24 protein-coding genes are annotated in these 23,979 nt (G+C 39.2%); 12 read left to right on the top strand and 12 right to left on the bottom strand.

The window, feature by feature from the left end; all coding sequences use genetic code 11:
* Positions 1–201 precede the first annotated feature (201 nt).
* The gene (locus tag QUB80_RS19280; RefSeq protein WP_289791126.1) at positions 202–1,089 is read left to right on the top strand and encodes an alpha/beta fold hydrolase; all 888 of its coding nucleotides are present in this window, start codon (positions 202–204) and stop codon (positions 1,087–1,089) included.
* Positions 1,090–1,365: 276 nt separating this feature from the next.
* Here QUB80_RS19280 and QUB80_RS19275 read toward each other — a convergent pair whose 3' ends face one another.
* From QUB80_RS19275 to QUB80_RS19265, 3 genes are all read right to left on the bottom strand, one after another.
* Positions 1,366–2,277, bottom strand: a complete 912-nt coding sequence (locus QUB80_RS19275) for a branched-chain amino acid transaminase (protein ID WP_289791125.1) — start codon at positions 2,275–2,277, stop codon at positions 1,366–1,368.
* Between the two features lie 115 nt (positions 2,278–2,392).
* Entirely contained in the window at positions 2,393–3,067 is a 675-nt protein-coding gene (locus tag QUB80_RS19270) for a hypothetical protein (protein WP_289791124.1), read from the bottom strand.
* A 5-nt stretch (positions 3,068–3,072) separates the two neighbouring features.
* Positions 3,073–3,705, bottom strand: a complete 633-nt coding sequence (locus tag QUB80_RS19265) for a ParA family protein (RefSeq protein WP_289791123.1) — start codon at positions 3,703–3,705, stop codon at positions 3,073–3,075.
* Positions 3,706–3,930: 225 nt separating this feature from the next.
* On the opposite strand from QUB80_RS19265, the gene QUB80_RS19260 reads away from it, so the two are divergent.
* The 5 genes from QUB80_RS19260 to QUB80_RS19240 all read left to right on the top strand — a co-directional run bounded on the left by QUB80_RS19260 (position 3,931) and on the right by QUB80_RS19240 (position 9,402).
* Entirely contained in the window at positions 3,931–5,313 is a 1,383-nt protein-coding gene (locus QUB80_RS19260; protein WP_289791122.1) for a cytochrome P450, read from the top strand.
* A 192-nt stretch (positions 5,314–5,505) separates the two neighbouring features.
* Positions 5,506–6,270 (top strand): aminoglycoside 6-adenylyltransferase, encoded by a 765-nt coding sequence (locus QUB80_RS19255; protein ID WP_289791121.1) that lies wholly within the window; start codon positions 5,506–5,508, stop codon positions 6,268–6,270.
* A gap of 288 nt (positions 6,271–6,558) precedes the next feature.
* A complete protein-coding gene (lpdA, locus tag QUB80_RS19250; RefSeq protein ID WP_289791120.1) occupies positions 6,559–7,989 on the top strand; it encodes a dihydrolipoyl dehydrogenase in 1,431 nt (476 codons plus the stop codon).
* Positions 7,990–8,150: 161 nt separating this feature from the next.
* Positions 8,151–9,062 carry an indole-3-glycerol phosphate synthase TrpC gene (trpC, locus tag QUB80_RS19245; RefSeq protein ID WP_289791119.1) on the top strand — a complete coding sequence of 304 codons (912 nt, stop codon included), beginning with the start codon at positions 8,151–8,153 and terminating at the stop codon, positions 9,060–9,062.
* Between the two features lie 88 nt (positions 9,063–9,150).
* Positions 9,151–9,402 carry a DUF5340 domain-containing protein gene (locus QUB80_RS19240; protein ID WP_289791118.1) on the top strand — a complete coding sequence of 84 codons (252 nt, stop codon included), beginning with the start codon at positions 9,151–9,153 and terminating at the stop codon, positions 9,400–9,402.
* A gap of 736 nt (positions 9,403–10,138) precedes the next feature.
* On the opposite strand, the gene QUB80_RS19235 is transcribed toward QUB80_RS19240, so the two are convergent.
* Positions 10,139–11,143 carry a DUF1996 domain-containing protein gene (locus QUB80_RS19235; protein WP_289791237.1) on the bottom strand — a complete coding sequence of 335 codons (1,005 nt, stop codon included), beginning with the start codon at positions 11,141–11,143 and terminating at the stop codon, positions 10,139–10,141.
* A gap of 428 nt (positions 11,144–11,571) precedes the next feature.
* On the opposite strand from QUB80_RS19235, the gene QUB80_RS19230 reads away from it, so the two are divergent.
* Positions 11,572–11,718, top strand: coding sequence for a hypothetical protein (locus QUB80_RS19230; RefSeq protein WP_289791117.1), 147 nt, complete (start codon positions 11,572–11,574; stop codon positions 11,716–11,718).
* A 1,387-nt stretch (positions 11,719–13,105) separates the two neighbouring features.
* Positions 13,106–13,306 carry a hypothetical protein gene (locus QUB80_RS19225; RefSeq protein WP_289791116.1) on the top strand — a complete coding sequence of 67 codons (201 nt, stop codon included), beginning with the start codon at positions 13,106–13,108 and terminating at the stop codon, positions 13,304–13,306.
* Positions 13,307–13,594: 288 nt separating this feature from the next.
* On the opposite strand, the gene QUB80_RS19220 is transcribed toward QUB80_RS19225, so the two are convergent.
* From QUB80_RS19220 to petM, 6 genes are all read right to left on the bottom strand, one after another.
* Positions 13,595–13,789, bottom strand: a complete 195-nt coding sequence (locus QUB80_RS19220) for a DUF2949 domain-containing protein (RefSeq protein WP_026087619.1) — start codon at positions 13,787–13,789, stop codon at positions 13,595–13,597.
* Positions 13,790–14,290: 501 nt separating this feature from the next.
* Positions 14,291–14,848, bottom strand: coding sequence for a DUF192 domain-containing protein (locus QUB80_RS19215; protein WP_289791115.1), 558 nt, complete (start codon positions 14,846–14,848; stop codon positions 14,291–14,293).
* 106 nt (positions 14,849–14,954) lie between these two features.
* Entirely contained in the window at positions 14,955–15,641 is a 687-nt protein-coding gene (gene nblR / locus QUB80_RS19210) for a response regulator transcription factor NblR (RefSeq protein WP_289791114.1), read from the bottom strand.
* Positions 15,642–16,308: 667 nt separating this feature from the next.
* On the bottom strand, positions 16,309–17,226 hold the full coding sequence (locus QUB80_RS19205; RefSeq protein WP_289791113.1) for an NAD(+) kinase: 918 nt from the start codon (positions 17,224–17,226) through the stop codon (positions 16,309–16,311).
* A gap of 140 nt (positions 17,227–17,366) precedes the next feature.
* Positions 17,367–18,350, bottom strand: coding sequence for an SDR family oxidoreductase (locus QUB80_RS19200; protein ID WP_289791112.1), 984 nt, complete (start codon positions 18,348–18,350; stop codon positions 17,367–17,369).
* Between the two features lie 150 nt (positions 18,351–18,500).
* Positions 18,501–18,605 carry a cytochrome b6-f complex subunit PetM gene (petM, locus tag QUB80_RS19195; protein ID WP_289791236.1) on the bottom strand — a complete coding sequence of 35 codons (105 nt, stop codon included), beginning with the start codon at positions 18,603–18,605 and terminating at the stop codon, positions 18,501–18,503.
* A gap of 191 nt (positions 18,606–18,796) precedes the next feature.
* Here petM and QUB80_RS19190 point away from each other — a divergent pair, with 191 nt between their 5' ends.
* From QUB80_RS19190 to QUB80_RS19180, 3 genes are all read left to right on the top strand, one after another.
* The gene (locus tag QUB80_RS19190) at positions 18,797–18,940 is read left to right on the top strand and encodes a hypothetical protein (RefSeq protein WP_289791111.1); all 144 of its coding nucleotides are present in this window, start codon (positions 18,797–18,799) and stop codon (positions 18,938–18,940) included.
* Positions 18,941–18,972: 32 nt separating this feature from the next.
* A complete protein-coding gene (pdxA, locus tag QUB80_RS19185; protein ID WP_289791110.1) occupies positions 18,973–20,073 on the top strand; it encodes a 4-hydroxythreonine-4-phosphate dehydrogenase PdxA in 1,101 nt (366 codons plus the stop codon).
* A gap of 421 nt (positions 20,074–20,494) precedes the next feature.
* A complete protein-coding gene (locus QUB80_RS19180; RefSeq protein ID WP_289791109.1) occupies positions 20,495–20,974 on the top strand; it encodes a rhodanese-like domain-containing protein in 480 nt (159 codons plus the stop codon).
* A 67-nt stretch (positions 20,975–21,041) separates the two neighbouring features.
* On the opposite strand, the gene QUB80_RS19175 is transcribed toward QUB80_RS19180, so the two are convergent.
* Both QUB80_RS19175 and QUB80_RS19170 read right to left on the bottom strand, forming a co-directional pair.
* Entirely contained in the window at positions 21,042–21,671 is a 630-nt protein-coding gene (locus QUB80_RS19175; RefSeq protein ID WP_289791235.1) for a ribonuclease H-like domain-containing protein, read from the bottom strand.
* A gap of 393 nt (positions 21,672–22,064) precedes the next feature.
* Positions 22,065–22,610: a CAP domain-containing protein gene (locus QUB80_RS19170; protein ID WP_289791108.1), complete on the bottom strand. Its 546-nt coding sequence runs from the start codon at positions 22,608–22,610 to the stop codon at positions 22,065–22,067.
* Positions 22,611–23,004: 394 nt separating this feature from the next.
* Between QUB80_RS19170 and QUB80_RS19165 the strand changes: the two genes are divergently transcribed.
* Positions 23,005–23,754, top strand: a complete 750-nt coding sequence (locus QUB80_RS19165; protein WP_289791107.1) for a carbonic anhydrase — start codon at positions 23,005–23,007, stop codon at positions 23,752–23,754.
* Positions 23,755–23,979 lie beyond the last annotated feature (225 nt).

Here is a 23,979-nt window from a genome sequence, read left to right as displayed (position 1 = left end):
ACAGCCGATTTTGATACATAGAAAAATTTTCTTTTACCAGGTACTTGTGCTGTAACTTGTTCATCCAAGCACGACACCGAGACTTGGTGATAAAGTAATTCAAGAGACAACAGCATTTAGAATTCAACATTTGACCTCGCTTTTATCTCCTGTTTTGCTTAAAAGTGCAAGGGGAGACACCTGCGAAAATTGCTAAAATCTATGTTTCCTAGTTTTATCCCAACCGCAGTTCAGCAACTAACAGAATCTACCTCTATTGCTCTGGCTCAAAGCGTAGAACAGATAGCTATTACCACCCCTTTAAGTTCTCAACCTATACTCACTACTTATGTACATAAAGGTACTGGCAGTACACCTTTTTTACTAATTCACGGCTTTGACAGTTCTGTTTTAGAATACCGTCGCCTCTTGCCACTTTTAGCAGAACAGAATGAAACTTGGGCAGTAGATTTATTGGGTTTTGGATTTACAGATAGACCGACAGGTATAAAGTTTGGAACTACTGATATTAAAACTCATCTTTATTATTTCTGGAAAACTCTGATTCAGCAACCAGTGATCTTGGTAGGAGCTTCGATGGGGGGAGCAGCAGCAATTGATTTTACCCTCACTTATCCAGAAATAGTAAAAAAGCTGGTGTTAATTGATAGCGCGGGGTTGGCAAGCGGTTCAGTGTTGAGTAGATTGATGTTTCCGCCCTTGGATTATTTAGCATCTCAGTTTTTACGTAGTCCTAAGGTACGCCAAAGTATCATTCACTCTACATTTAAAAATAAAAGTCTTGCTTCTTTAGATGCTCTATTGTGTGCAGGATTACACCTAGAATGCTCTAACTGGAATCAAGCTGTAATTGCATTTACAAAAAGTGGTGGTTATACTGCTTTTAGATTTAAGAAGCTAGGAGAAATGCGGCAATCAACGCTGATTTTGTGGGGTGATTCCGATAATATTTTGGGTACTGTTGATGCCAAGCGGTTTAAAAGAGCAATTCCCAATAGCAAACTTATCTGGATTCAGAATTGCGGCCATGTTCCTCATTTAGAACAACCACAAATCACCGCCCAACATATTTTAGAATTTAGTAAGTGAGTCAACATAAATCAACGAAAAATACAGAACTAGCCAAACTCGCTTTGAGTCACACTTAAGAATAGATTGGTTGCAAAATCCTATTTTTAGGTTATATCGAACACAGATGGACACAGATAAGTTATCCGTGTGCATCTATATTTATCTGTGGTCGATTTCTAAACAATAATTTTTACTTAATATTTTAATTTATATCAGAAATAAATAAATTAAAAATACATATCCCCAACTTTTGAGAAAAGTCGGAGATATTACATAGATGAGATTAATAGATAATTATATAGAAATTGGAAATACCCAATCGCGGTAATCAGGTTCTCTATTTTCTGTAATTGCTGTCAGCTTTGCTCTAAGTTTTTCAGTAATTGGTCTATGTTCAGGTAAGTAATAATTTTCAATTCTGTTTACAGGAACAATTTTAGCTGCTGTGCCACTGAGAAATACTTCATCTGCAATCAAAAGCTCAGATTTATCTACAGCTCGTTCTTGAATTGGAATACCCAAGTCTTGAGCAATTGTTAAAACACTATCTCTAGTAATTCCTTCGAGAATATCGTGTTCAAATCCAGGGGTAATTATTTTTCCATTCCTGACAATAAAAATATTCATACCAGAGGCTTCGCTTACTTTCCCCTGAGAATTCATTAAAATTGCTTCATCAAAACCAGATTCAACAGCTTCTGTTTTAGCAAGAGAAGAAGTAATATAAGCTCCACTGATTTTGCCACGGAGTGGAAAACTGACATCCTCTTGTCTACACCACGAACTGATACGACAACTGACTCCTTCTGGAGATAAATAATCGCCTAATTCTAATCCATAAATAGCAAAACTTTTCTCAATATTATGTAGTCTGGGGGCAATGCCTAAATCAGAAGTAAATATAAAAGGTCTAATATAGAAAGAAGTATTTGGCTGATTTTTCTTGACGAAGTCAATTATAGTTTCTTTAATTTTTTCAGGTGGTAAGTTGTAATGTAAGAACTTAGCACTTTGACTTAATCTTTGACAGTGACGATCTAATCTAAACAACAAAATTTGTGCTGGGTTTTGCGGATCGGGAATACCGCGTAATCCACCAAAAGCACCAGTTCCATAGTGCAAAGCATGGGTAGCAATGGAAAGTGTTGCTTCTGCAAAAGGAACAAATTTGTTTTGGAAGTAAGCGTATGGCAAAAAGTTGTACATGAGAAAATTGACAGATTATTTGTTAACTATGGCAATGATGGTTTAATTTGAATCTGGATAATCAAGAAATTTTAGATTTTAGATCAGCTAAATCAAAAATCTAAAATTATCATGATTAATCAAGTAGCCACATTTGGGAAGAATTATCAGTAGATTCTTGGGGTTGAGTTAGCGGTAACTTTTCTAAATGGCGATAGGATTTTCTGTAGGTAATTGGTGCAATGCTTTCTTTTTCCTTTTTCTTATTGTTCTGGTTTTCTTTTTCTTGTTTCAAAGTGTTAATCTCTTCTGTAAGTTTAGAATTAGCTTCTGCGAGTTGCACAGCAGCTTGTTTGGCTTCGTAAAGCTCTTTAGAGAAACGCTCTGTTAATACTGTTTTTTCAGATAAAGCTGATTGTAGTTCACTAATTTTTTGTTGTAATGCTTCTTCTTTCTGGCGTGCTTGTTTCTGTGCTTTTTCTAAAGCTGTTTTTTCAGATAAAGCTGATTGTAGTTCACTAATTTGCTGTTGTAGTGCTTCTTCTTTTTGGCGTGCTTGTTCCTGTGCTTTTTCTAAATCTGCTTGCAGTTGTTTGACAGTGGCTTCTACATCAGCTGTAGTTGAGTTTGAATGCTTAGATGTAGATGTCTTTTTATCTTCTTGTTGGGTAGAAGGTGCTTCTGTTGTGGAAGGGCTTTCTTCCTTAACTTCTTGGGCAGTAACATCAATCACAGTTTCACCTTCTGGTGAAGGAATATTGTGTGCTTTTTCTTGTAGCACGTCGGATACAGATGGACGTTTCCTGGGCATGATCTCTATTTCCTCCAATCACGTTGTAATTCATCAGCCACGCGGCGATAGTCTGACTGTGCCTCCCGTGCATTTTTCCCTCGCCATTGAGTAATTGCCACACCTTCTAGCACTGCTCTTTCGTGAGCTTTGTAAGCACGGATAAAGGCATTACAAGCAGGAATTCCTAGTTGCATAAGCGTATTTTGTGCTTCTAGTGCTTCCCCCAAACTCCGCGTATCTACTTTAGTGAGCAGTACCCGATGGGGAATTCCCGCAGGAGTTACTGCTTCTGTTACAGTGTCGATTAATACAGCTAAATCCATTGGTGCTGGTGGTGTGGGCAAAACTAAATAATCTGCGATCGCTACTACTGCCGCCAATGCTTGAGAGTGTAACGCTGGAGGCGTATCGACCACCACTAAACTGTATCCTTCTATCTTACGCAAATCAGCTAAAAGTTTGGGATCTGTGATTTGAGATAAGTCAAATCCCATTGCTTTTGGATTGCGCCCAAACCACCAATTAGCAGAACCTTGAACATCTGCATCTACCAGAAGTACCTTTTTTTCTTCTGCAAAAATAGCAGCCAGATTGACTGCGGTAGTTGTTTTACCAACTCCACCTTTGCCGTTGAGGATAGCGATAATTCTTGGCACAGATTACTTCCGATGCTGACTTCACCGAATATACCGCGTTATGTGATACCATTTCACTTTTTGAGTGATTCATCTTCAACCCCTCCCAACCTCCCCTTAGTAAGGGGAGGTGCCGTAGGCGGTGGGGTACATCCATATCAGCCTTTTCGTGAAATAGTATGACACGAAGAATATAGGAAATGGTAACAATAGAATAATTCAGAAGCGCTGAAGATATAAGCGACTATGACAGCAATTACTAGCTTTCCTGATGGCCCTAATATGCCAATTTTTCTGCGGCGGATAAAATTGCTTGTGCAGCCGTTGCAATACGTCGAAGATTTTGCCAAAGCCTATGGAGATGCTTTCACTATTTGGGGGCCTCGTAAAGAAAATGCTCTTGTCTACTTCAGTCATCCTCAAGCATTAGAGCAGATTTTTACCGCAGATGCCAACCATTTTGAAGTTGGTAGAGGAAATCGAATTTTGCGATTTTTAGTTGGCGATTATTCTCTGATTTTACTGGATGGAGAGCGTCACCAGCGCCAACGCCAATTATTAGCGCCTCCTTTTCATGGCGAGCGGATGCGTGCTTATGGTGAAACAATTCGTGAAATAGCCCAGCAAGTAAGTCATGAATGGCAGATTGGCAAACCCTTCAATATCCGTGCTTCAATGCAAGAAATCACCCTCCGCGTGATTTTAAGGGTAGTTTTTGGCTTAGATGAGGGACAGCGTTTAGAAGAACTGCGAAAATTAATTACTTCTTTGCTGGAGTTAATTGGTTCCCCCTTAATATCCGCTAGCTTCTTTTTCAGTTTTCTGCAAACAGATTTTGGTGCTTGGAGCCTGTGGGGACGAATGCTCAAGCTAAGGCAACAAATTGATGAATTAATTTATGCTTTAATTCGGGAACGTAAAGCAGAATCTGGGCAAAATCGCCAAGATATTCTCAGCTTAATGATGTCTGCACGTGATGATAGTGGGCAATCAATGTCAGACGAAGAATTACGCGATGAATTAATGACTTTGCTCACAGCAGGACATGAAACCACTGCTTCGGCATTAACTTGGGCATTTTACTGGGTTGCCTATTTACCAGAGGTACGGGAAAAATTGCTAACGGAACTAGAGACAGTAGATGATAAACAAGATCCGAATGCGATCGCTAAATTGCCCTACCTCACAGCAGTTTGTCAAGAAACTCTACGCATTTACCCAATTATTATAAGTGCCTTCTTTAGGGTGGTGAAATCCCCCATTGAAATTATGGGTTACAAACTGCCACCAGGTACAGTAATTGCCCCCAATATTTACTTAGCTCACCATCGTGAAGAAGTCTACCCACAACCGCAGCAATTTAAACCAGAACGGTTTTTAGAACGGCAATTTTCCCCTTATGAATTTTTACCCTTTGGTGGTGGAAATCGTCGCTGTATTGGCATGGCATTTGCTATGTATGAAATGAAACTAGTATTAGCGACAATTTTGTCTAGCTTTGAAGTATCCCTAGTTCACAAACGCTCCGTGCACCCTGTACGGCGTGGTTTGACATTAGCTGCGCCTGCTGGAATGCGGATGGTGGCAACACCTCTAGTGAAACGTGTAAGCAAGGCAGCACTTGTTTAAGCAATCACGATCTAAGTTAATTACAACCACAGATAGACACCGATAAACACCGATAAAATCTGTGTCCATCTGTGGTCGATTTTTTTGAAACTAGAATGAGTGCAAGAGGTTTAATACACTAGTTTATGTTTGAAGAATTGGGAACAGGCGATAGATTACAGAAAATAATTGCAGGTTTTTTTAGATTTCGCCATGAGAAACAAAATTTTACAAGTTCTTATTAAGGCATTACAGCCAAAAGATTTTGCTCTAGCTTTCTGGCAAGGAGGTTCGGCTGCACATGGATATACAGATGAGTGGTCTGATATTGATATCGAGGTGATTGTTGAAGACAATTATATTGAAGAAACCTTCAAAATTGTTGAAGCATCTTTGCAGAGTACTTCAGCAATTAGTCTAAAGTATAGAGTACCTGAACCTACATGGCATGGTCACTCACAATGTTTTTACCAATTAGCTGGATTTAGTCCTTTTTTGGCAATAGACTTTGCTGTCATCAAGCGCAGCAGTCGCAATGATTTTTTAGATGTAGAACGACATGGTAATCCAGTAATTGCCTTTGATAAAGCTAATCTAGTTGTACCAACGCATTTGGATAAAAAAGAGCATTTTGCAAAAATGAAAGAGAGATTTATCTCTTTAAAAACAACTTTTAATTTTAGACAATTATTTGTTCAAAAAGAAATTTTTCGTGGACACTTTGCGGAAGCTGTTGCTAGATACCACAATTACACACTTAATCCTTTAGTAGAGCTTTTAGGAATGTTATATAGACCGTATCGATATGATTTTATGCTACTTAAGTATTTTAGTCGTGATTTTCCACCGGAAGTTGTAGCACGTGTAAATAATCTTTATTCAATCAGAGATTTAAATGAATTGGCACAAAAACATCTATTAGCACAGGAAATATTTACAGAAACTTTGCCAACCTTGGAAAAGAAGTTTGAAAGTTAGCGTCAGTATTAGAATTAAATGCAATACTCCTTTTAATTTAAGGGTGCTAAGAGTTATCAGTACCAATGGAAAATGTAAAATCTCTACCTGATGAACTAGTGACAAAAGGTATCAACTGTAGTAACAAATTGAGCGCAGGAATCTACATCCCTTGTGGGTGTAGTATTTCACGTCCCTGGTAGCTCAAATAATAAATTTGATTTAGCAACACCCTACAATTAAGGGGACTTGCACTGATTGCTTGGTCAGTTTAAGAATAAATAGGGCAAAGCACGCGGGGAAACAAACGTGAGTCAAGGATTTGATTACGATTTAGTTATTATCGGCGCTGGAGTGGGTGGACACGGAGCTGCCTTGCACGCCGTTAGCTGCGGTTTGAAGACAGCTATTGTTGAAGCAGCAGATATGGGAGGAACCTGCGTTAACCGAGGCTGCATTCCATCTAAGGCTTTGCTGGCAGCTTCAGGACGTGTGCGGGAGTTAAAGGATGCTCACCATCTGAAGGCGCTGGGAATTCAACTGGGCAGCGTACAGTTTGAACGTCAGGCGATCGCCGAGCATGCCAACAATCTTGTCGCCAAAATTCAAGGAGACTTAACCAACAGCCTCAAACGCTTAGGAGTTGATATGATCCGGGGTTGGGGTAAAATTGCAGGCGTCCAAAAGGTTGGAGTTGTAACCGACGGCGGCGAGAAAACTATTACTGCTAAAGATATTATTCTTGCCCCTGGTTCCATTCCTTTTGTCCCTCCTGGTATTGAAGTAGACGGCAAAACAGTTTTTACCAGCGATCAAGGCGTCAAGTTGGAATGGTTGCCAGATTGGGTAGCAATTATTGGTAGTGGTTATATTGGCTTAGAATTTTCTGATGTTTACTCGGCTTTGGGTTGTGAAATCACTATGATAGAAGCCCTAGATCAATTAATGCCGGGATTTGATCGCGATATTGCTAAACTTGCCGAACGGGTGCTAATTACCCCCCGCGATATCGAAACTTATGTGGGAATTTACGCCAAAAAAGTGATTCCTGGTTCGCCGGTGGTGATTGAATTAGCCGACTTCAAAACCAAAGAATATGTGGACACACTGGAAGTAGATGCTTGCCTAGTAGCCACAGGACGCATACCTGCTACTCAAAACCTTGGTTTAGAGTCTGTCGGTGTAGAACTTGATCGCCGCAATTTTATTCCAGTCAATGATACTATGGCTGTTTTGAGTACGGGCGAACCAGTGCCACATTTGTGGGCAATAGGTGATTCTACTGGCAAGATGATGTTAGCGCACGCTGCCTCAGCCCAAGGAATTGTCGCTGTGGAAAATATCTGTGGCAGGTACAAAGAAGTAGACTATCGCAGTATTCCCGCAGCAGCATTTACTCATCCGGAAATTAGTTATGTCGGCATCACAGAAGCACAAGCAAAGGAAAAAGGAACTGCTGAAGGATTTGAAGTTGGGGTAGCAAAAAGTTACTTCAAAGGTAATTCCAAAGCTTTGGCAGAAGGTGAATCCGATGGCATGGCTAAAGTGATTTATCGCAAAGATACAGGCGAAGTGCTGGGAGTTCACATTATTGGCATCCACGCCTCAGACTTAATTCACGAAGCCTCAGCTGCGATCGCTAATCGCCAGTCCGTTCATACCCTCGCTCATCTAGTTCATGCCCACCCAACACTTTCAGAAGTACTGGATGAAGCCTATAAACGGGCAGTTGCTAGTTAGGGATTGGGGATTGGTGATTTGGTATTGGGTACTGGGTATTGGTGATTGGGTACTAGGATTTCTTAATTCCCAATCCCTAGTCCCTAATCCCTAGTCCCTAATCCCTAGTCCCTAGTCCCTAATCCCTAGCCCCTAATCCCTAACCCCTAATTTCTTCTAATATGCAAATTCGTCGCCACGCACCCAATCCATCTGTTGCTGTTTCTTATTTGAGATATCAAGTTGCCTTACCTGATGCCGAACCAAGAAATATCTTGGAAAAAATTGTTTGGCACAAAGAAGAAGAAGTTGAGCAAATGCGGCAAAAGCAGCCTTTACAGGAGTTGCAAAAACAAGCCCTCAGCGCACCCCCAACCCGTGATTTTCTGGCAGCATTACGACAAGGAAACACAAAACCAGCATTGATTGCCGAAGTTAAAAAAGCCTCACCCAGCAAAGGCGTTTTACGACAAGATTTTGATCCAGTAGCGATCGCTCTTCAATACCAACAAGGTGGTGCTAGTTGTCTTTCAGTGCTGACAGATGAAAAGTTTTTTAATGGCAGTTTTGATCATCTCACCAATATCCGTGCTGCCGTAGATTTGCCGTTGTTGTGTAAGGAATTTATCATCTATCCTTATCAAATGTATTTGGCACGGGTTCAAGGTGCAGATGCGGTACTGTTAATAGCAGCTATCCTCACTGATCAAGATTTGCAATACTTTATCAAAATTGCTAATGCCTTAAACATGACAACTTTGATAGAAGTTCATACCCTTGAAGAACTTGATCGTGTATTAGCTTTAGATGGCGTCTCTTTAGTAGGTATTAATAATCGTAACCTCGAAACTTTCTGTGTTGACTTACAAACAACTTGCCAACTCTTAGCAGCAAGAGGTAAAGAATTACAGGAACGGAATATTTTAGTTGTAAGTGAATCGGGAATACACACCCCAGATGACCTAGATGTGGTAGAAAATGCAGGTGTATCTGCTGTACTGATCGGTGAGTCTCTAGTAAAATCACCAGATCCAAAATTAGCGATCGCTAACCTCTTTGTCAAATCTTCACCAATAAGCAGATCTGGGCTTTAACTAGTTATTGAATGTCTATGTAACAATTTACTTATTAATAACAAGCCCTGATTTCAAAATCTAAAATATATAATTCCACACCAATTTCATGGAGCAAATTCCTCTGCCTTCTCCAATACACTATGAACTCATACTGCAACTGTTGGAAAGACAAACAATGTTAGCAGTCAGTAAAAATCCGGATCTACGACACCAAGTTAATCAACTCATTATCACCCTCCGGAAAGCTGCTGTTCAACAAAAGCATTTAGAGCAAGTTTGTCAAGGTTCATCTTTACCTATAGATCATCGTTGGTCACTCAATCATCTTAATGCTGGTCATGCTGCCTTACCAGATTAATATATTTTCATCAGCCCAATAGAAAATACAGCAAAAGTGGTACCTGGTAATAATATAGGAATCCGGTTTGGTTACTGAAAAAATTAAGTATTTGTAGGGTGCGTTACGCTCCGCGATCACACACCCTACGTTTTCTTCAAAAATCAAATATGAGTCCTATAGATGAAATAAAAACCAACTGTGATCTATTACTAAGTACCAGAAACTTGCCAAAGATGGAAATCGTCATACTAACTCATGGGGCGATCGCACTTAGCAGTTATGAATAACTATGCGATCGCCTTTTGATTTGAAACTTGCCACAACACTTTCACTACGAAGATATCATCCCTGCATCTGTTCACAGAGGCAAAGATTTTACCCATGAGACTAGTTCTCGTAGCTAGGCTAGGTTCACCTTGGTAACGAGGGCTTGTAGACTGACGTCTCCAGAATGTTTGTAGGAGTCTTGATGTGAACTATGCCAACTTCAAGAAAAGCCACACCCTATGGAAAAGTTATCTCAACTCAAACTTTGTATCTTGTAATAAGTAATTGAATTGAAGCGTGAACCTGAATGCAGCTGATAGAAAAGCTTCCCTGATAACTTACATAGCTGAACGAAGAAACTCAGTATTTGCAAGATATGCAAGGTATGGGTAAAGAAAAATTTTGAGAGAGTTTAGCAGATTGCAGGGATATGAAACTTGGTAACCTGAATTCTGAAAATACTATTTACCAAGCATTCTAGACTCATCTAGTAAAGCTCGCGTCCATCTCCGAGTAAGTTGGAATGACAATCAATTCCTTTTTTGACACAATTATTTGTCCAAGCTTCCTTGATTTGCGGATCCCAACCGTCAAACCAGTCTGCGTGAATTGAATAGCCACCCGGCTTATCGCTGCCATAGGAGTCAGAAGAAAGTCTCCATCCGGAAACATCGCCATCTCCTGGAACAGGATAAAGAACTTTCATCGTAATGTTGGGTATCGCAACTGAATGTGTTGATGGACAAGATCCATTTACAGGGAAAACAACATGACTCTTATGATCAGACGAATCAAGATTTGCACCATCCCAACACTGTGGAAAATCAATATTCATAACTACAAAGTCACCTACGTCACATTTTTGAATGGAGCCAGACTTACCAACATATCGATTCCAGCATCCCCAATACATCACATCAGTATTCTGAGAACTTGTTGCTTGAGCATTTCCTACAACCATTTTTAGTCCATCAGGAATTTCATTAATCTCAGAGGCTGAGATCCCAAAATATCCTGACTTGTAATAGAAGTGGCTCTCCACAGGTTTAATTGCTTCACCTTGTTTATTAAACAATGTCGGTACCCAATAGGCAGTACGATTAGCAGAACCTCCTCGACATGTGGAGTTACCACTGCTTTTTAAGCTGTCATAGGTGGAATAGGCATTGGCTTGGGTATTTCCAAAATAGGTATGTGAATGTGATTTGCCAGATTGCCCAGGAAAAACAATCGCATCGTCGTTATTCATGTGAGAAAAATCGCACAAAGTACGAAACGCACCGACACCATCACCTGCTGACACAGGCTGTTCGCTGCTTGAGCGCACACGAAAATCGCTCGAACCGGAAGCGGCTAATAACTTACTGGATTGAAAAAAACCTAATAAAAGTATCAAAGTCAAGCTCAATGCAAATTTCAGCGCAAACTTGGGAAGGGGCTGTCTCAATTTTTTAGCAACGCTTACCTTTGTCGAATTTATGCCTAAATTCATCACAATAGTTTCTCCCTTGGAGTAACGTCAGTTGTCAGATACCCTTGGTGACTGACATAGGTAGCTGAAGGAGAACCTCAGCCTTTTGGATTGGTGTATGTAAAGGAAGATTTTGATCGACTCACTCACACGCTTCAAAAGAAAAGCAAGCGTTTGTCAATTAAGCCTTTCAAGATACTTGCAGACAGAAAATAAACCTCTGAACTTATGGTGCTTCTCATTTCATTGCAATGCAGCCGCAACCCCATCCCAATGAAAGACTTAAACTAAAGCTTTCATACCTGCGTGCAGGATGGAGTCAAAATGTAATGCATGGTTAATGAGAACTGCTATAGATACAGTTCGTCATAAAATTACCAGCAATTTTTAAGCCATCTGAGCTTGTCGATTCAAAGTACTACGCTTTTGAAATCTGTTCAGCATATATTTTGACAGCACAGTTCAGATTGGCATTTGCTGTCATAGATAGAAAATCATTCTTAGCTGGTTCTGGATTGTTAAGTCAAGAATCTTTTGCTGAAGTATTGTGTTGTTTGATGCCATCCATGCGTCCTCATAAAGATTGGTTCGCATAAACTCAGCAGAGATAACAATAGGGATAAAAATTCTGCTGCAACTTTTAGTAGAAGCAAACTTGAAGAGGGCTGAGTGAGGGTTGTAAGAGCTTATTAGAAATAAGCTTTATTCAGAATCTACCGACTTTGCTCTAACTATGGCACTTGGATCAAGTCCCTGTAATTTAAAAGGAAGATGATGTAAGTATGTAGATACCTCGGCGATGTCTCTACCTTTTGGTGTGTTATTGGTTAGAGACTTTTGCTTGGGAAAAACTGAACTTTTAGAACTATTACTCATCAAACCTTGACCCGTCATATTTACAGAAGCGTTCTACAAGCTATTCCATATCCTAATAGCAGAATGGGAACTTTTTTGAATGTAGAACGTTGAAAGGTATGGGAATTTTACTAATTTTCAATTTCCATACATTTCAGGAGCGGTTTGCTACTTTGCTTCATGCACAATTCAGCAAAGACAAACAAGTATCTCATAAAAAATAGACACTTGCGAAATCTAGGGATTCGGATGCAAACCTGTATACGTGCGCACTGTCACGTAATTTGCTTCTAACGAGTATATCAGCTTAAGCATTTTTTTGTATGTAAAAAATATGAAACAAACCTTTTCATATAAGAATTAGTTAAATTATTACTTTAAATACGTATTTAAGGCATATGAGATAAAACTTATAAAATGTTTTATTTAAGCAAAATAAAGAGTTTATTGATTAAAAAAACTATAAAAATGAATAAATATCTAATATCTTGTTATATAAATAGAATATTCTCTTTTTATTCAAACCAAATAATAAATCTTCAAAATTATAGGTGTAAATAAATACTTAATATTAAATAAAAAAACAGTTATATTACAGAGATATTTTTTTTATTTAATTGCGAAGGATTTAATCGAAAAGAGTAAATAAAGGAAAGATAAGAAAAAAATTACAGAAAATTTGGTAATATTAAAAACTCATATCTTAATCATTTATACATAAATTCATAAATAAAATAAGTAGATGCAATTTCTACTAAAACCAACAATAACGACTGAAAAAGTTCAATAATAGTAGTTATTAAAAGCTTTTATCTCTACTTATAGATTGAGATATATAAATCTAATGTAATTTTATTTACTTAAATAATTGCTTGTTGCTGAAAAAATAATTTGACATTGTAAAAAATTGGTTTACAATACTTGTCATCAGTATTGGATGTAAAGTTATTAGCTAAGTCTAGTCGAATCAGGATGAAAAAGCTCACAAAGCATATTACGAGTAATTCCTGATAAAACTCTAAACCCATATTTAAAACGACTGAAAAGCTCGTGGGCAAATTGGATACTCTTACAGCATGAGATGTTGTCATTTCTGCCCAACAAAAACAAACATGGTGGTGAGGACTTATGACGAAACAAAACTTACAGATTGGTAGCAAAGTACTTCAGGTAGTTAGTATGCTGTCTTTCTGTCATTTTTACCAATCATTGCCGCAGATATTGCAAGCCAAACTGAAGGAAGAAGTAGTTATACAATCTTTCTTGCCCATCAGCAAAATCAGAAACAGCAACAAAAGCTTAAAAATATCCACCCTACAGAATTTTTAATCAAGCTACTAGTGCAAGACTCTAATAAGCGATCGCAACTTCACCCACTGTAATTAACTTCATCTCATTTCACTCTAAGTGCAAGTGTAGCGTTAGCAAAGAGAGTGTTTGCACGATTCACACAACGAAAAAAGCGGGTTAATTTATCAACCCACTCTTTTCTTTGAATTTCTTGTTTCTAACAAAATAGAGGTAAAGATTGCAACACTTAGTATCCCCTTCTAGCAGTCTTGGTAGAAGACAGAGTATTTTCCACATATTCCACTTCTCCTGAAAAGGTATTTATACTTATGCTGCTGTCTCTAGCCAATCATATATTTGTTCCAATTGTTCTAAAGTAATTAAACCATACTGCCAAAGAATCATTGGCAAAGGGCCAGGATCTTGCTGGCTATGACGAAGGGCTACGTCTATAGAGGCAGCAGAAATAGCCAAATCCTCTTGTAAAAAACGAATTAGCTGAGAGTAGTTAGATGGTAACACTTATAATTCACCTCCTGTGGATGTGTATTGTCATGTTTTTAGTCGCTTTGTGTGAGTAACTTGTAGCCAGTACTTCATCTGTCACTGCATGAGTACGTGGTTTATATAACTACTATTCTTTTACAGAATAAGTATGGAAAGTACCTATTCTAGCGCTATTTTTATACTTTTATGTTTAAATATCAAGCAGATGATTTGGTTAATTTGGATTATTCCTTTTTACTTCAGTTGTTTGGTTAAATACACCTGCAGCGAGAAGGATTCCATTGCTTCATAATCTCTTATCGGCCAATCTTTACACGTATGCCAAATGATAGATTTTAGTTACCAAATACTAAAACACTTATGTAACTTTAGAAACGCCAATACTTTATCTAACTTGGTATTGTATTAAATTTAAACTACAGTCATAGAGTTATTACTAATATAATTAGTAACTTTTAAATTAAGAACAGTTGAAGTTAACATTGATACTAAATAATTCCACTAAATAAATTTTTCTTATTTACGTGAAACTTCGGGAGTTAAAAAATTAATTTTTATACGATCGCCTTCTTTTAATCCCAATTCAGCTGCTCTACCAGAACGTAATTCAATTACTTGATCGATTTGTGTTCTCGGCCCATAAGTGGGGCAAGGATCTTCAGTACAAGGAGGTACAGCAGCAATAATTTTTTGGATCTTTCCTTGACGTAGAAAAACCATATCTAAGGAAACAGGTACATTTTTCATCCAGAAACTGACTGGCTGTGGTGAAGAAAACTTAAATAACATTCCTCGGTTTTGAGGTAAAGCTGGTCGATACATTAAGCCCATTGCTTGCTGCTCAGGTGTCTGTGCTACTTCCAAGTCAATTATGGTACCGTTGGGAACAGTCGCACGAGCAGAAATAGGTAGTTGTTGACCTGATTTAGTTAACAGTGGTAGAGGTTCAAACTTCAATGGTGCTGAGTTGTGAGAACCAGGTGCATTAATAGGAGGTTTTGCTGGTGTAGGAGTAGAGCATCCCATTAAAATCACACCTAGTAATATAGAGAGTAAACTTTGCCAACGGATCATGGATTTGGTTAGTAGTTAGTCATTAGTCATTAGTCAAGAGTTAGTGGTTAATTGTTCACTCTTATTTCTCCTTCTACTTCCGCGTCGCCGCGTCTTCCTCATAATTCTAAGATTCTCTTAAAACATAACCCACGCCCCGAACTGTTTGAATGAGGCGTTTTTGACCGTCATCTTCGATTTTTAAGCGGAGATATCGAATGTATACTTCTATTACATTCGATTCACCCATAAAGTCGTAGCCCCACACATTTTCTAGGATTTGTTCACGAGTTAAGACTTCACGGGGATGTTCCATTAAATACTTAAGCAGTTCAAATTCTTTCATTGTTAAATCAATTGCCCGTCCGTTATGGATAGCACGACGGGTTGCTAGATCCAGAACTAGTTCTCCAAATCGTAGCTGCTCTGTGGTGTCAATGTCGGGTTTTAAGTAGAGGCGAATTAAGTTTAAAAAGTTTTCTGAGCGGTAGGGTTTGAGAAAGTAATCATCGGCTCCTGCTTCTAGGCAGGCTACACGGTCATCTACTGTATCACGTGCCATTAAGACTAATACAGGTGATCGCATACCGACGTTTCTCAGATTTTTACATAATGAAAGCCCTGATTCTCCTGTTAGCATCCGGTCAATCACCACTAAAGCTGGTTGGCGATCGCGTCCTTGTTGCAATCCGCTCATTCCATCATTAGCTAGAAGAGGTTCATAACCAGCTTCTTTCAAATCAAAAGCAATTTGATTTGCCAGGTTTTCGTCGCCTTCAATTACTAAAACACAAGGGCTATGAGCAAGTATCATATCATTGCTGCAATTTAGATTTTTGTATATGTAAAGATACTGGTCAAGATGGCTTGTGCCACAACCGAGTATTTTGACAATTGTACAGAAATATTCTGTAGAGAAGTATTTATATTGATTAGAGGAGCTATTGTAGTTTCTTCGTGAAGAATATATATGGCTTTCTAAGACTTCCTAAAATTTTTTACAATGTTGAGCTATCAACGTCAGTAAGATAAACTTCAGCTACAACAAATTTAATATTTAGTTAATATTTTAGATCAACCTGAAAATAAGGCACAAGCCAGTCGCTACAACGAGGGGAAACCCTTACTTGCGCTCATCCGCTACGTGTCTACACCAGTCATACCAAATTGGCGTATGAAGCCTTGTTTCAAAATTATGGACTAGCCTATTAATCAATGTTTTAAATCCAAAATCCACGCATTGGTATCACCTGCGGAGGGAAACCCGGCAAGAGCGCTGGCTCACCACTACAGTGGCTCCCCTACACCCTCTTTCAAGTCACAGCATAGAAGGGATAAAGATTTTCACGCCCTTGTGATGTGATTTCTTATATTTTTGTCTAGCTTATTTCTATAAAAAGTGTAACGAAGCAAAAGTAATTTGGGGTAGAGGGCAATTTCCATGATCTGGAATTACCCCTTTGTTCTGCCTTGATTTGGAGTCACGGTAATTCTACCGACGTAGGCTTGGCAATGTGCGGTAAACCCCAACCTAATTTTTCTCGTAAAACCTTGAAAAATTCAGGCGGTTGCAAACGAATGAATTTAGTAGTGTATTGCGATCGCTCTATGCGTACTCGATCCTCTGGCAAAACATAACATCCGCCATTGCCATCTACTACCATCACTAACCGAGGAGTATTGACTGGGTAAATATTGACAGGCTCTGTGTCGGGGAAAACTAAAGCTCTGGAAGCTAAAGAATGGGGACAAATTGGAATTAGTTGTAATGCGGGTACACCAGGGGTTACAACTGGCCCACCAGCACTCAAAGAATAAGCAGTAGAACCAGTAGGGGTGGAAATAATCACACCATCTGCTGCAATATCAACAGGAGCATGACGTCCCACTGCAATTTCAAAATGGCACATGGAGGTTAATGGTTCTCGATGCAATACCATTTCATTTAGACACAGAGCTTCCCAAAGTGCGGAATCTCCCCGAAATACTTTGACAGCGAGCATTGCCCGCTCTTCAATTTCGTACTTGCCTGCTAGTAGTTGTTCTACAGCTTGGGGCAGCTGATTGAGGTAAGTTTCTGTCAAAAACCCCATGTGGCCTGTATTAACAGTGAGTATGGGAATTCCACAGGGAGCCACCAGACGAGCCGCAGCCAAAACTGTGCCATCTCCTCCTAGCACCACCGCAAACTTTGTATGGGAATCAAAACCAGGGGGTGTTAAGCCTTCAATGGGCGTATGGCATACGGGGCTTTCTGGGGTAGAATACCCCAAAATCCCACCTACACCAGTTGTGATGCACACATCCCAACCGGCAGTGGTGAACTTGTCTTTTAATTCGATAGCAACGCGACCTGCTATCGGCTTAACGTCGTTGTAGATAATGCCTACTTTCGGCACGCTTAAATTTCCAATATTATCGGTGCTGCTCTTTATTATGTTAATCGTTGCACATTTTTGACAATTTAGTCATTAGTCTTTTGTTAATTGTTAATTGTTCATTGTGAGCGTTCCATTAACCATTAACCATTAGCCATTAACTACTGACTATTGACTTTTTTAAACGGAGTTCTTTTTTCCTTTTTCTTTTTATTTTTTTCGTAGTCTAATTCCCTGAGCTTCTTCATAATACGGTTGAAGTACTCTTGCAGGTAGCTTTCTAGGGTTGTAGTGTCTTTAGGGTCTAATCCAAAAACTTGGTACACTTCATCCATTGATGCATTTAGAGGTTTACCGCTTGCCAGTACTTCTGTAAATGCCAGTCTATCTGCTACATTCCATCCCCACTGAAAAAATCGCATCATCCGACGTACAGTACGCAGCAGGTTAATGGGCATCCGCGTCACTCTAGCTTCTTTCCCAGATAGGCGCTCGCACAGGCTAATAATTTCCTCCGCACTCCAAGCACGAGTACCAACTATCGGAAAAGTTTGTTTTTCTGTTTCTGGCACTTTTAAAGTACGAACTGCAAATTTAGCAATGTCTTGAGTGTCCATATAGGCAATGGGCGAAGATTCTCCCGTTACCCAAACAGGTTGTCCCTCCAAAATTGGAATGCCATATTGACCAATTAAGCCTTGCATAAAACCGGCTAATTGTAATATGGTGTAATTCAATCCAGACTCTGCCAAAAATATTTCAGTACACCGCTTGATTTCCATCAACGGTACTTCTGGATACTTATCGGCATTCAGTATAGAAAAGAATATAAAACGCTCTACACCCGCAGCTAAAGATGCTTGGATCAAAGATACTTTGCCATCCCAGTCTACTTGCTTGATACTTAGTGAATCAGTAGGGCGAGATGTTGCCGCGTCAATGACTGCGGTTACACCTTCCAATGCCGCTTGTAGTGTCTGGGGGTAGCACAAATCTCCCGGTACAACTTCCGCACCCCATTCCTTGAGAAATGCGGCTTTCTTAGGACTCCGGACAAGACAACGTACTTTATACCCCTCATCAATGGCACGACGAGCCACTTGTCTTCCCAGGGTGCCAGTAGCACCGACTATTAGTAGTGTCATGAGGGTTCGTTACAAAATTTAAAGTTTTATGAATCAAATTTTAACAGAATCGCATGAACAAACAAAATTTTACATCTTTAAATTTTAGATGTGAGGAAGAACGAGAGCTAATTTAGTATCTCTCGTTCTTAAAGGGCTTATAAGAAAAAATTACTCTTCTACGCCTTGAATCTTCAGTAACAATACACCTAAGCCCCAGCCTACAAAGATTAAACCGAAAGATAATAGAGCTGCATTGAACATTTCGCCGCCCATTGCTGTAATACTCCTTTGCAAATTGTTTAATTAAGTTAAGTCTACCAGAGCCTTTTAGAATAGCTGTAAGATTAGACCATTGTGAATTATTGTGACAGATATAGGGATCGGGGACAGGGGATCGGGGACAGGGAACAGGTAATTGGAAGGAAAACTGTAACCCATAACCTGTATTATGTAACCTTTAACTTTTGACTGATACTTCTTTAATGGTACAAACCCCCGAATTTATCTGTGGAGCTAATCCAAAATCACGCTACTTGCTACAACGGAGCGGAGCAGGAGTTGCTCCGCCTCCGGGGAACTTCCAAGGGCGCTGTGGCTCCAAAATCTAAAATCAAATGACCTGATTTAAAAATTTGTTTATATGTCTCAATTCAATCAAAAGAACGATATATCGCTATCAATTCATCGCCCTCGTCTGGCGCTAACTATGGGAGATCCAGCCGGAATTGGGCCAGAAGTGATTTTGAAAGCCTTGGCTAACCCGGAATTGAGCAAAAATTTTAATGTAACAGTTGTAGGTAGCCGCGATTTATTATTAGAAATTTATACAAAGGTTCTTGTGAATGGAAATTTAGTACCTTTGGCAAACCCAGAAAGTTTGTCAATCATTGATGTTCCTCTAAAGGAACAACTTAAAAGTCAAATTGTGATGGGGGTGGGTAATGCAGCTAGTGGTGCAGCAAGTTTTGCTTATATGGAATGGGCGATCGCTCACACAAACTTGGGTGAATTTGATGCAATAGTCACTGCTCCGATCGCTAAATCTGCATGGAAAGCGGCAGGTTACGACTATCCAGGACAAACAGAACTTTTAGCCGAAAAGACGGGTACACATAAATTTGGAATGTTATTCGCAGCGCGATCGCCCCACACTAACTGGACGCTGCGGTGTTTGCTTGCAACCACACATATTTCTTTATGTCAAGTACCTCAAGTGCTCTCAACAGAATTAATAGCGCAAAAACTTGATTTGTTGGTGGATTGCTTGGAGAAAGATTTTGGCATTGAGAGTGGGAAGATAGCGATCGCGGGCTTAAATCCCCATAGCGGCGAACAGGGACAACTGGGAACAGAAGAAAAAGAATGGTTGATACCTTGGTTAGAACAAGAACGTCAAAAACGCCCGAATTGGCAGCTAGATGGGCCAATTCCCCCAGATACAATGTGGGTTAAACCAGGTAGAGCTTGGTATGGTGGAGATGATGCAACCAAAGCTACTGCCGATGCTTACCTGGCACTTTACCACGACCAAGGTTTAATTCCGGTAAAGTTAATGGCGTTTGACCGAGCAGTTAATACTACTATAGGTCTTCCTTTTATTCGTACTTCCCCCGATCACGGCACAGCATTTGATATTGCGGGTAAGGGAATTGCTGATGCTACTAGTATGAAAGCAGCGATCGAGTTAGCAGCAGAGTTGGCAAGTGTAAGGCTACAAAGAAGAATGCAAACAGGTGCGTAGAATAAGTAAAAAAACTATTTGTTAATAAAATTTACCTGAATAGCGCCTAAATTTCTAGCAGTTTCAGCAAGGCGTCGGTCAGCCGTCCAAAATTCTGCTCTCTCCAACTCAGCAAGAGCAAGATCACTCCTAACTTAGTACTCAGTAACTAACCTTTAGCAAGATGGTAAAAGTTTTACACAAAACTTAATACATATATTTTTAATTAAGCAACTCTACCATTAGATATAAATCAATAAGCTTCACTCTCAAGAAAGAGAAATTTCAGGAGTTGAGTTGGGTACATTTTTGTCAGTCAATATAATTCTGCAAAAGTGGTTGGCGAATTTGAGGTAAAGACGCGATAGAAAAATAGCGCCTTTTAGTTTGTTGAAGTTCAGAGGCTTTTGCAAGCTGTAAATTAAGTGAACGAGGAATATTTATGAATGACATCAAAGATAACATCAAAGATAACAAGTTAGTAGAAAATATCATTCCTTCACAACCACCTATTGAGCAACAATCTGATGCCCATGTTTTGAAGTCTCGCTTAGAGTGGGGTGAGCCGGCTTTTACAATTATTGATGTGCGCGATCGCAATACCTACAATGAAGGCCATATCATGGGCGCAATGCCAATGCCATTAGATCAATTGGTAGAGCGGGCGACACCATCTTTAGCAAAAAGTCGTGACATCTATGTTTATGGTGCTAATGAGCAAGATACAGCTCAAGCTGCACAACAGTTGAGAAGCGCTGGATTTGAACACGTATCTGAACTCAGAGGCGGTTTAGCAGCATGGAAAGCTATTGGTGGCCCGACTGAAGGTATTATCGAATCACAAACTCCTCCTGGTGCTGGCGACTATAATGTTGTCTCTAGAGTTAAAGAACACGTAGAAACTCAACAAAAAGACGTGTAGATTTTTAGTCGTTAGTCAGTAGTCAATAGTCAAAAAGATTTTTACTCTGGACTATTGACTTTTTTATTCAGTGTTCAAACAAATCCTTGAATTGTAATAAATCTAGGGAGACTATAGTCGGTAAACACCGAAAGCATTCTTGAGCTAATTCCCAACGTTCTTCTCGCTTGAGCATTTCTATCAATTTTTCTCGCACTTTTAGTAAGTAGCGCACATCGTTAGCAGCATAACTTAGTTGAGTTTTGGTTAAGTTAGCTGCGTTTCCCCAGTCAGAGCTTTGAGCGCTTTTGTCTAATTCTACTTGTTCTAACTCCATTACCACGTCTTTAAGACCGTGACGTTGAGTGTAAGTACGTGCTAATTTACTGGCAATCTTGCTACAAAATACGGGATTGACTTGGATCCCAAGATGATAACGTAAAGCAGCAAGGTCGAAACGTGCAAAGTGAAAAATTTTTATAACATTTGCCGCTTCTAACAGTTTTTTTAAATTTGGAGCCTCGTTTTGTCCTTTACTAATACGGATAGCAGTTACTTGTCCTTCGTAGTTACACAGTTGTACTAAACACAAGCGATCGCGCTGCGGTATTAGTCCCATTGTCTCTGTATCGACAGCGATCGCACTAGCTTCTAAATACTGGGATAAGGTAGCTTCGCTAAGATCGCGATCGTAAACCTGAAAATTTTGTAATTCCATGAATTGCAACAAAATAAATCGAGTGTTTAGCAGAAAATTTTCCACAAAACACTTCTTTATTGTGCAGAAAAATCAGTATTTATATAAGTCAGCAAACACAAATAAACATAACAAGGTGATTTGTTAGTGGAGATGGGTTTAAATAAAATTTATGTATTTTAACCTTACAGATACTACATTTAAACTTGCCTATACAGTATTTGGCAGTTGGTTTTTACTACTATCTGCATAATGTACAGACGCTTTGGTTCTTCACGTCTCTACTGTACGGGCTAGTTTGAGTAATTATCTTTGGGTTAAAATCGACAATTTATTTTTTAAACCCGTACGGTAGTTACTACATCCGCTCGCTCACCACTAACCTCCAGTTCGTTTCTGCTGATTGACTTGAGACTATTTATTGCTCAGGAAAATTTGCGTTAGATAAACTTCCCCTTTGCTATTGACAGCCACACCAATCCCAGTGAGATTGTAATTGCCTTTGATATTGACTAAGTGATCGGGACTGTGAACCCAGCCATGAATAGCTTCGGCAACAGGATCGCTATATCCTTGATTGAAAGCGACATTTTCTGATGCACTTGTGTAGCGAATGCGCGTAGCACCGACTCGTCGTTCAAATCCCTGATGGCTAAATGGAACTTTACCGTTGGCCATATTTAAACTGTGAATCCTTGCCTGTCTGGTGACGTTTGCATTAAGAGTTAGCTTTGGCAAACCCTTGGCAGTCCGATATCGATTAATTCGAGCAAATACTGATTTTTCTAAATCAGCCGTATTAAAAGTTACTGTTGTTGTGGACTGACTTGACGAAAGCGACAACGCCTGGTGTGCAAACCGTTTTTTAGTAGAAGTGTGACCTGGTGCATAGGTGGTTGTGAATCCACTGGCAAGGACAAGCATACTTAAAGCTATGCCAAAAGCAGATTGTCGAATCATGGACAATTACGTAAATATATTTGGGCTGGAAGATGCGCACCTAGATACTTATTTCTTGATATACCCGTATATTTTCAGTATTCAAGAGTTTCGCTAGTTTTTCTCTATCCCGATTTTGGCGTTAATAACAGTTAATTACAATCCTCTCTCTGTAAAGTAATTCCAAATAAAAAATGAAATATTCAAGAAGTTTAAAATATACGGTATTTTCTTTAGGTAGCGTTACTTAGTAGATTTTACTTAGATTAATACATATCAGCCTCATTCTAAAGGAATAAAAATTAAATAACTATTAAATCGTCTCAAAGCTTACTCTTGTAATTTTCTAAAGTTGGTATCTTCCGGCCAATATGGAAGCTTTGGAGAGCTAAATTCAAATTACTAAGTGAGATTGATGAGTCGAATTAATGGATTTATCGGACGTCGTCATTTCTTGAATCTGGCAGGGATAGGAAGTATTGGGATTGTGTCTAGTGTGGCTGGTTGCAGCATCTTAAAAGACACCAAAAGCGCGATCGCTCGTGAAGCCACCTTGGCTGATGCCACAGCAAACAAACCTAAACCAGTTACTCCTGATGAAGCTCTAAAGCTATTATTGGATGGAAATCAGCGATTTGTTCAGCAAAAGCGTAAATATCCCGATCAAACTTTAGAACGGATACGATTAATTTCCCAAGCTCAACATCCTTTTGCTGCCATACTAGGTTGTGCAGATTCCAGGGTTCCCGCCGAAATTGTTTTTGATCGTGGGCTTGGAGATTTGTTTGTTGTGCGAGTAGCTGGAAATATAGCCTCTGAGTCAGCTATTGGCAGTTTAGAATACGCTACAGATGTCTTAGGTTCTCAGGTAATCGTAGTTTTAGGTCATAAAAGATGTGGTGCAGTAGCCACCGCACTTGAGGATCAACCAGTTTCTGGCAGAATGGGCTTGATTATTGAGAACATTAAGCCAGCTGTAGAGAAAATAAAATCTACTACAGAAAATTTCCAGGTTGATGCGGTAATAGCCAATATTAAATATCAGGCTCAAAGACTACAGGAAAACTCTACTACATTGGCTAAACTTATTCGCCAAAACAAACTCAAAATTGTTAGTGCTCTTTATGATTTAGATAGCGGTGCAGTATCAATTATAAGTACATAATTTCTGCATTTTTATGCTGAATAATGTTGTAATTTATTAGTTGTTGGTTTTTGGTTCTTAACAACCAAAAATTAACTGCTAATTTTTTACAATTTGATAGCGTACGGTTATTAAGATATCAACTTTACGAGTTACAAATAGCACATAAATTTCTTTGTCAGAGCGGTCAAAGCATTTATCAAGGATACTCATGAAAAGCAACCTGTTAATGGTATAACTAGCTAT

This window comes from Chlorogloeopsis sp. ULAP01 (assembly GCF_030381805.1).
Lineage (GTDB): Bacteria > Cyanobacteriota > Cyanobacteriia > Cyanobacteriales > Nostocaceae > Chlorogloeopsis.
The sequence above is the reverse complement of the archived record's forward strand: the minus strand, read 5'-3'. Positions and strand labels throughout refer to the sequence as shown.

Bases quoted from the DNA above. Each gene is read 5' to 3' on its own strand.
- nblR (WP_289791114.1), bottom strand. From the start codon at position 15,641: ATGATACTTGCTCATAGCCCTTGTGTTTTAGTAATTGAAGGCGACGAA.
- QUB80_RS19270 (WP_289791124.1), bottom strand. From the start codon at position 3,067: ATGCCCAGGAAACGTCCATCTGTATCCGACGTGCTACAAGAAAAAGCA.
- trpC (WP_289791119.1), top strand. From the start codon at position 8,151: ATGCAAATTCGTCGCCACGCACCCAATCCATCTGTTGCTGTTTCTTAT.
- petM (WP_289791236.1), bottom strand. From the start codon at position 18,605: ATGGGCGGCGAAATGTTCAATGCAGCTCTATTATCTTTCGGTTTAATC.
- QUB80_RS19225 (WP_289791116.1), top strand. From the start codon at position 13,106: ATGACGAAACAAAACTTACAGATTGGTAGCAAAGTACTTCAGGTAGTT.
- QUB80_RS19275 (WP_289791125.1), bottom strand. From the start codon at position 2,277: ATGTACAACTTTTTGCCATACGCTTACTTCCAAAACAAATTTGTTCCT.
- QUB80_RS19255 (WP_289791121.1), top strand. From the start codon at position 5,506: ATGAGAAACAAAATTTTACAAGTTCTTATTAAGGCATTACAGCCAAAA.
- QUB80_RS19180 (WP_289791109.1), top strand. From the start codon at position 20,495: ATGAATGACATCAAAGATAACATCAAAGATAACAAGTTAGTAGAAAAT.
- QUB80_RS19175 (WP_289791235.1), bottom strand. From the start codon at position 21,671: ATGGAATTACAAAATTTTCAGGTTTACGATCGCGATCTTAGCGAAGCT.
- QUB80_RS19235 (WP_289791237.1), bottom strand. From the start codon at position 11,143: ATGAATTTAGGCATAAATTCGACAAAGGTAAGCGTTGCTAAAAAATTG.
- QUB80_RS19165 (WP_289791107.1), top strand. From the start codon at position 23,005: ATGAGTCGAATTAATGGATTTATCGGACGTCGTCATTTCTTGAATCTG.
- QUB80_RS19240 (WP_289791118.1), top strand. From the start codon at position 9,151: ATGGAGCAAATTCCTCTGCCTTCTCCAATACACTATGAACTCATACTG.
- QUB80_RS19170 (WP_289791108.1), bottom strand. From the start codon at position 22,610: ATGATTCGACAATCTGCTTTTGGCATAGCTTTAAGTATGCTTGTCCTT.
- QUB80_RS19200 (WP_289791112.1), bottom strand. From the start codon at position 18,350: ATGACACTACTAATAGTCGGTGCTACTGGCACCCTGGGAAGACAAGTG.
- QUB80_RS19260 (WP_289791122.1), top strand. From the start codon at position 3,931: ATGACAGCAATTACTAGCTTTCCTGATGGCCCTAATATGCCAATTTTT.
- pdxA (WP_289791110.1), top strand. From the start codon at position 18,973: ATGTCTCAATTCAATCAAAAGAACGATATATCGCTATCAATTCATCGC.
- QUB80_RS19280 (WP_289791126.1), top strand. From the start codon at position 202: ATGTTTCCTAGTTTTATCCCAACCGCAGTTCAGCAACTAACAGAATCT.
- QUB80_RS19215 (WP_289791115.1), bottom strand. From the start codon at position 14,848: ATGATCCGTTGGCAAAGTTTACTCTCTATATTACTAGGTGTGATTTTA.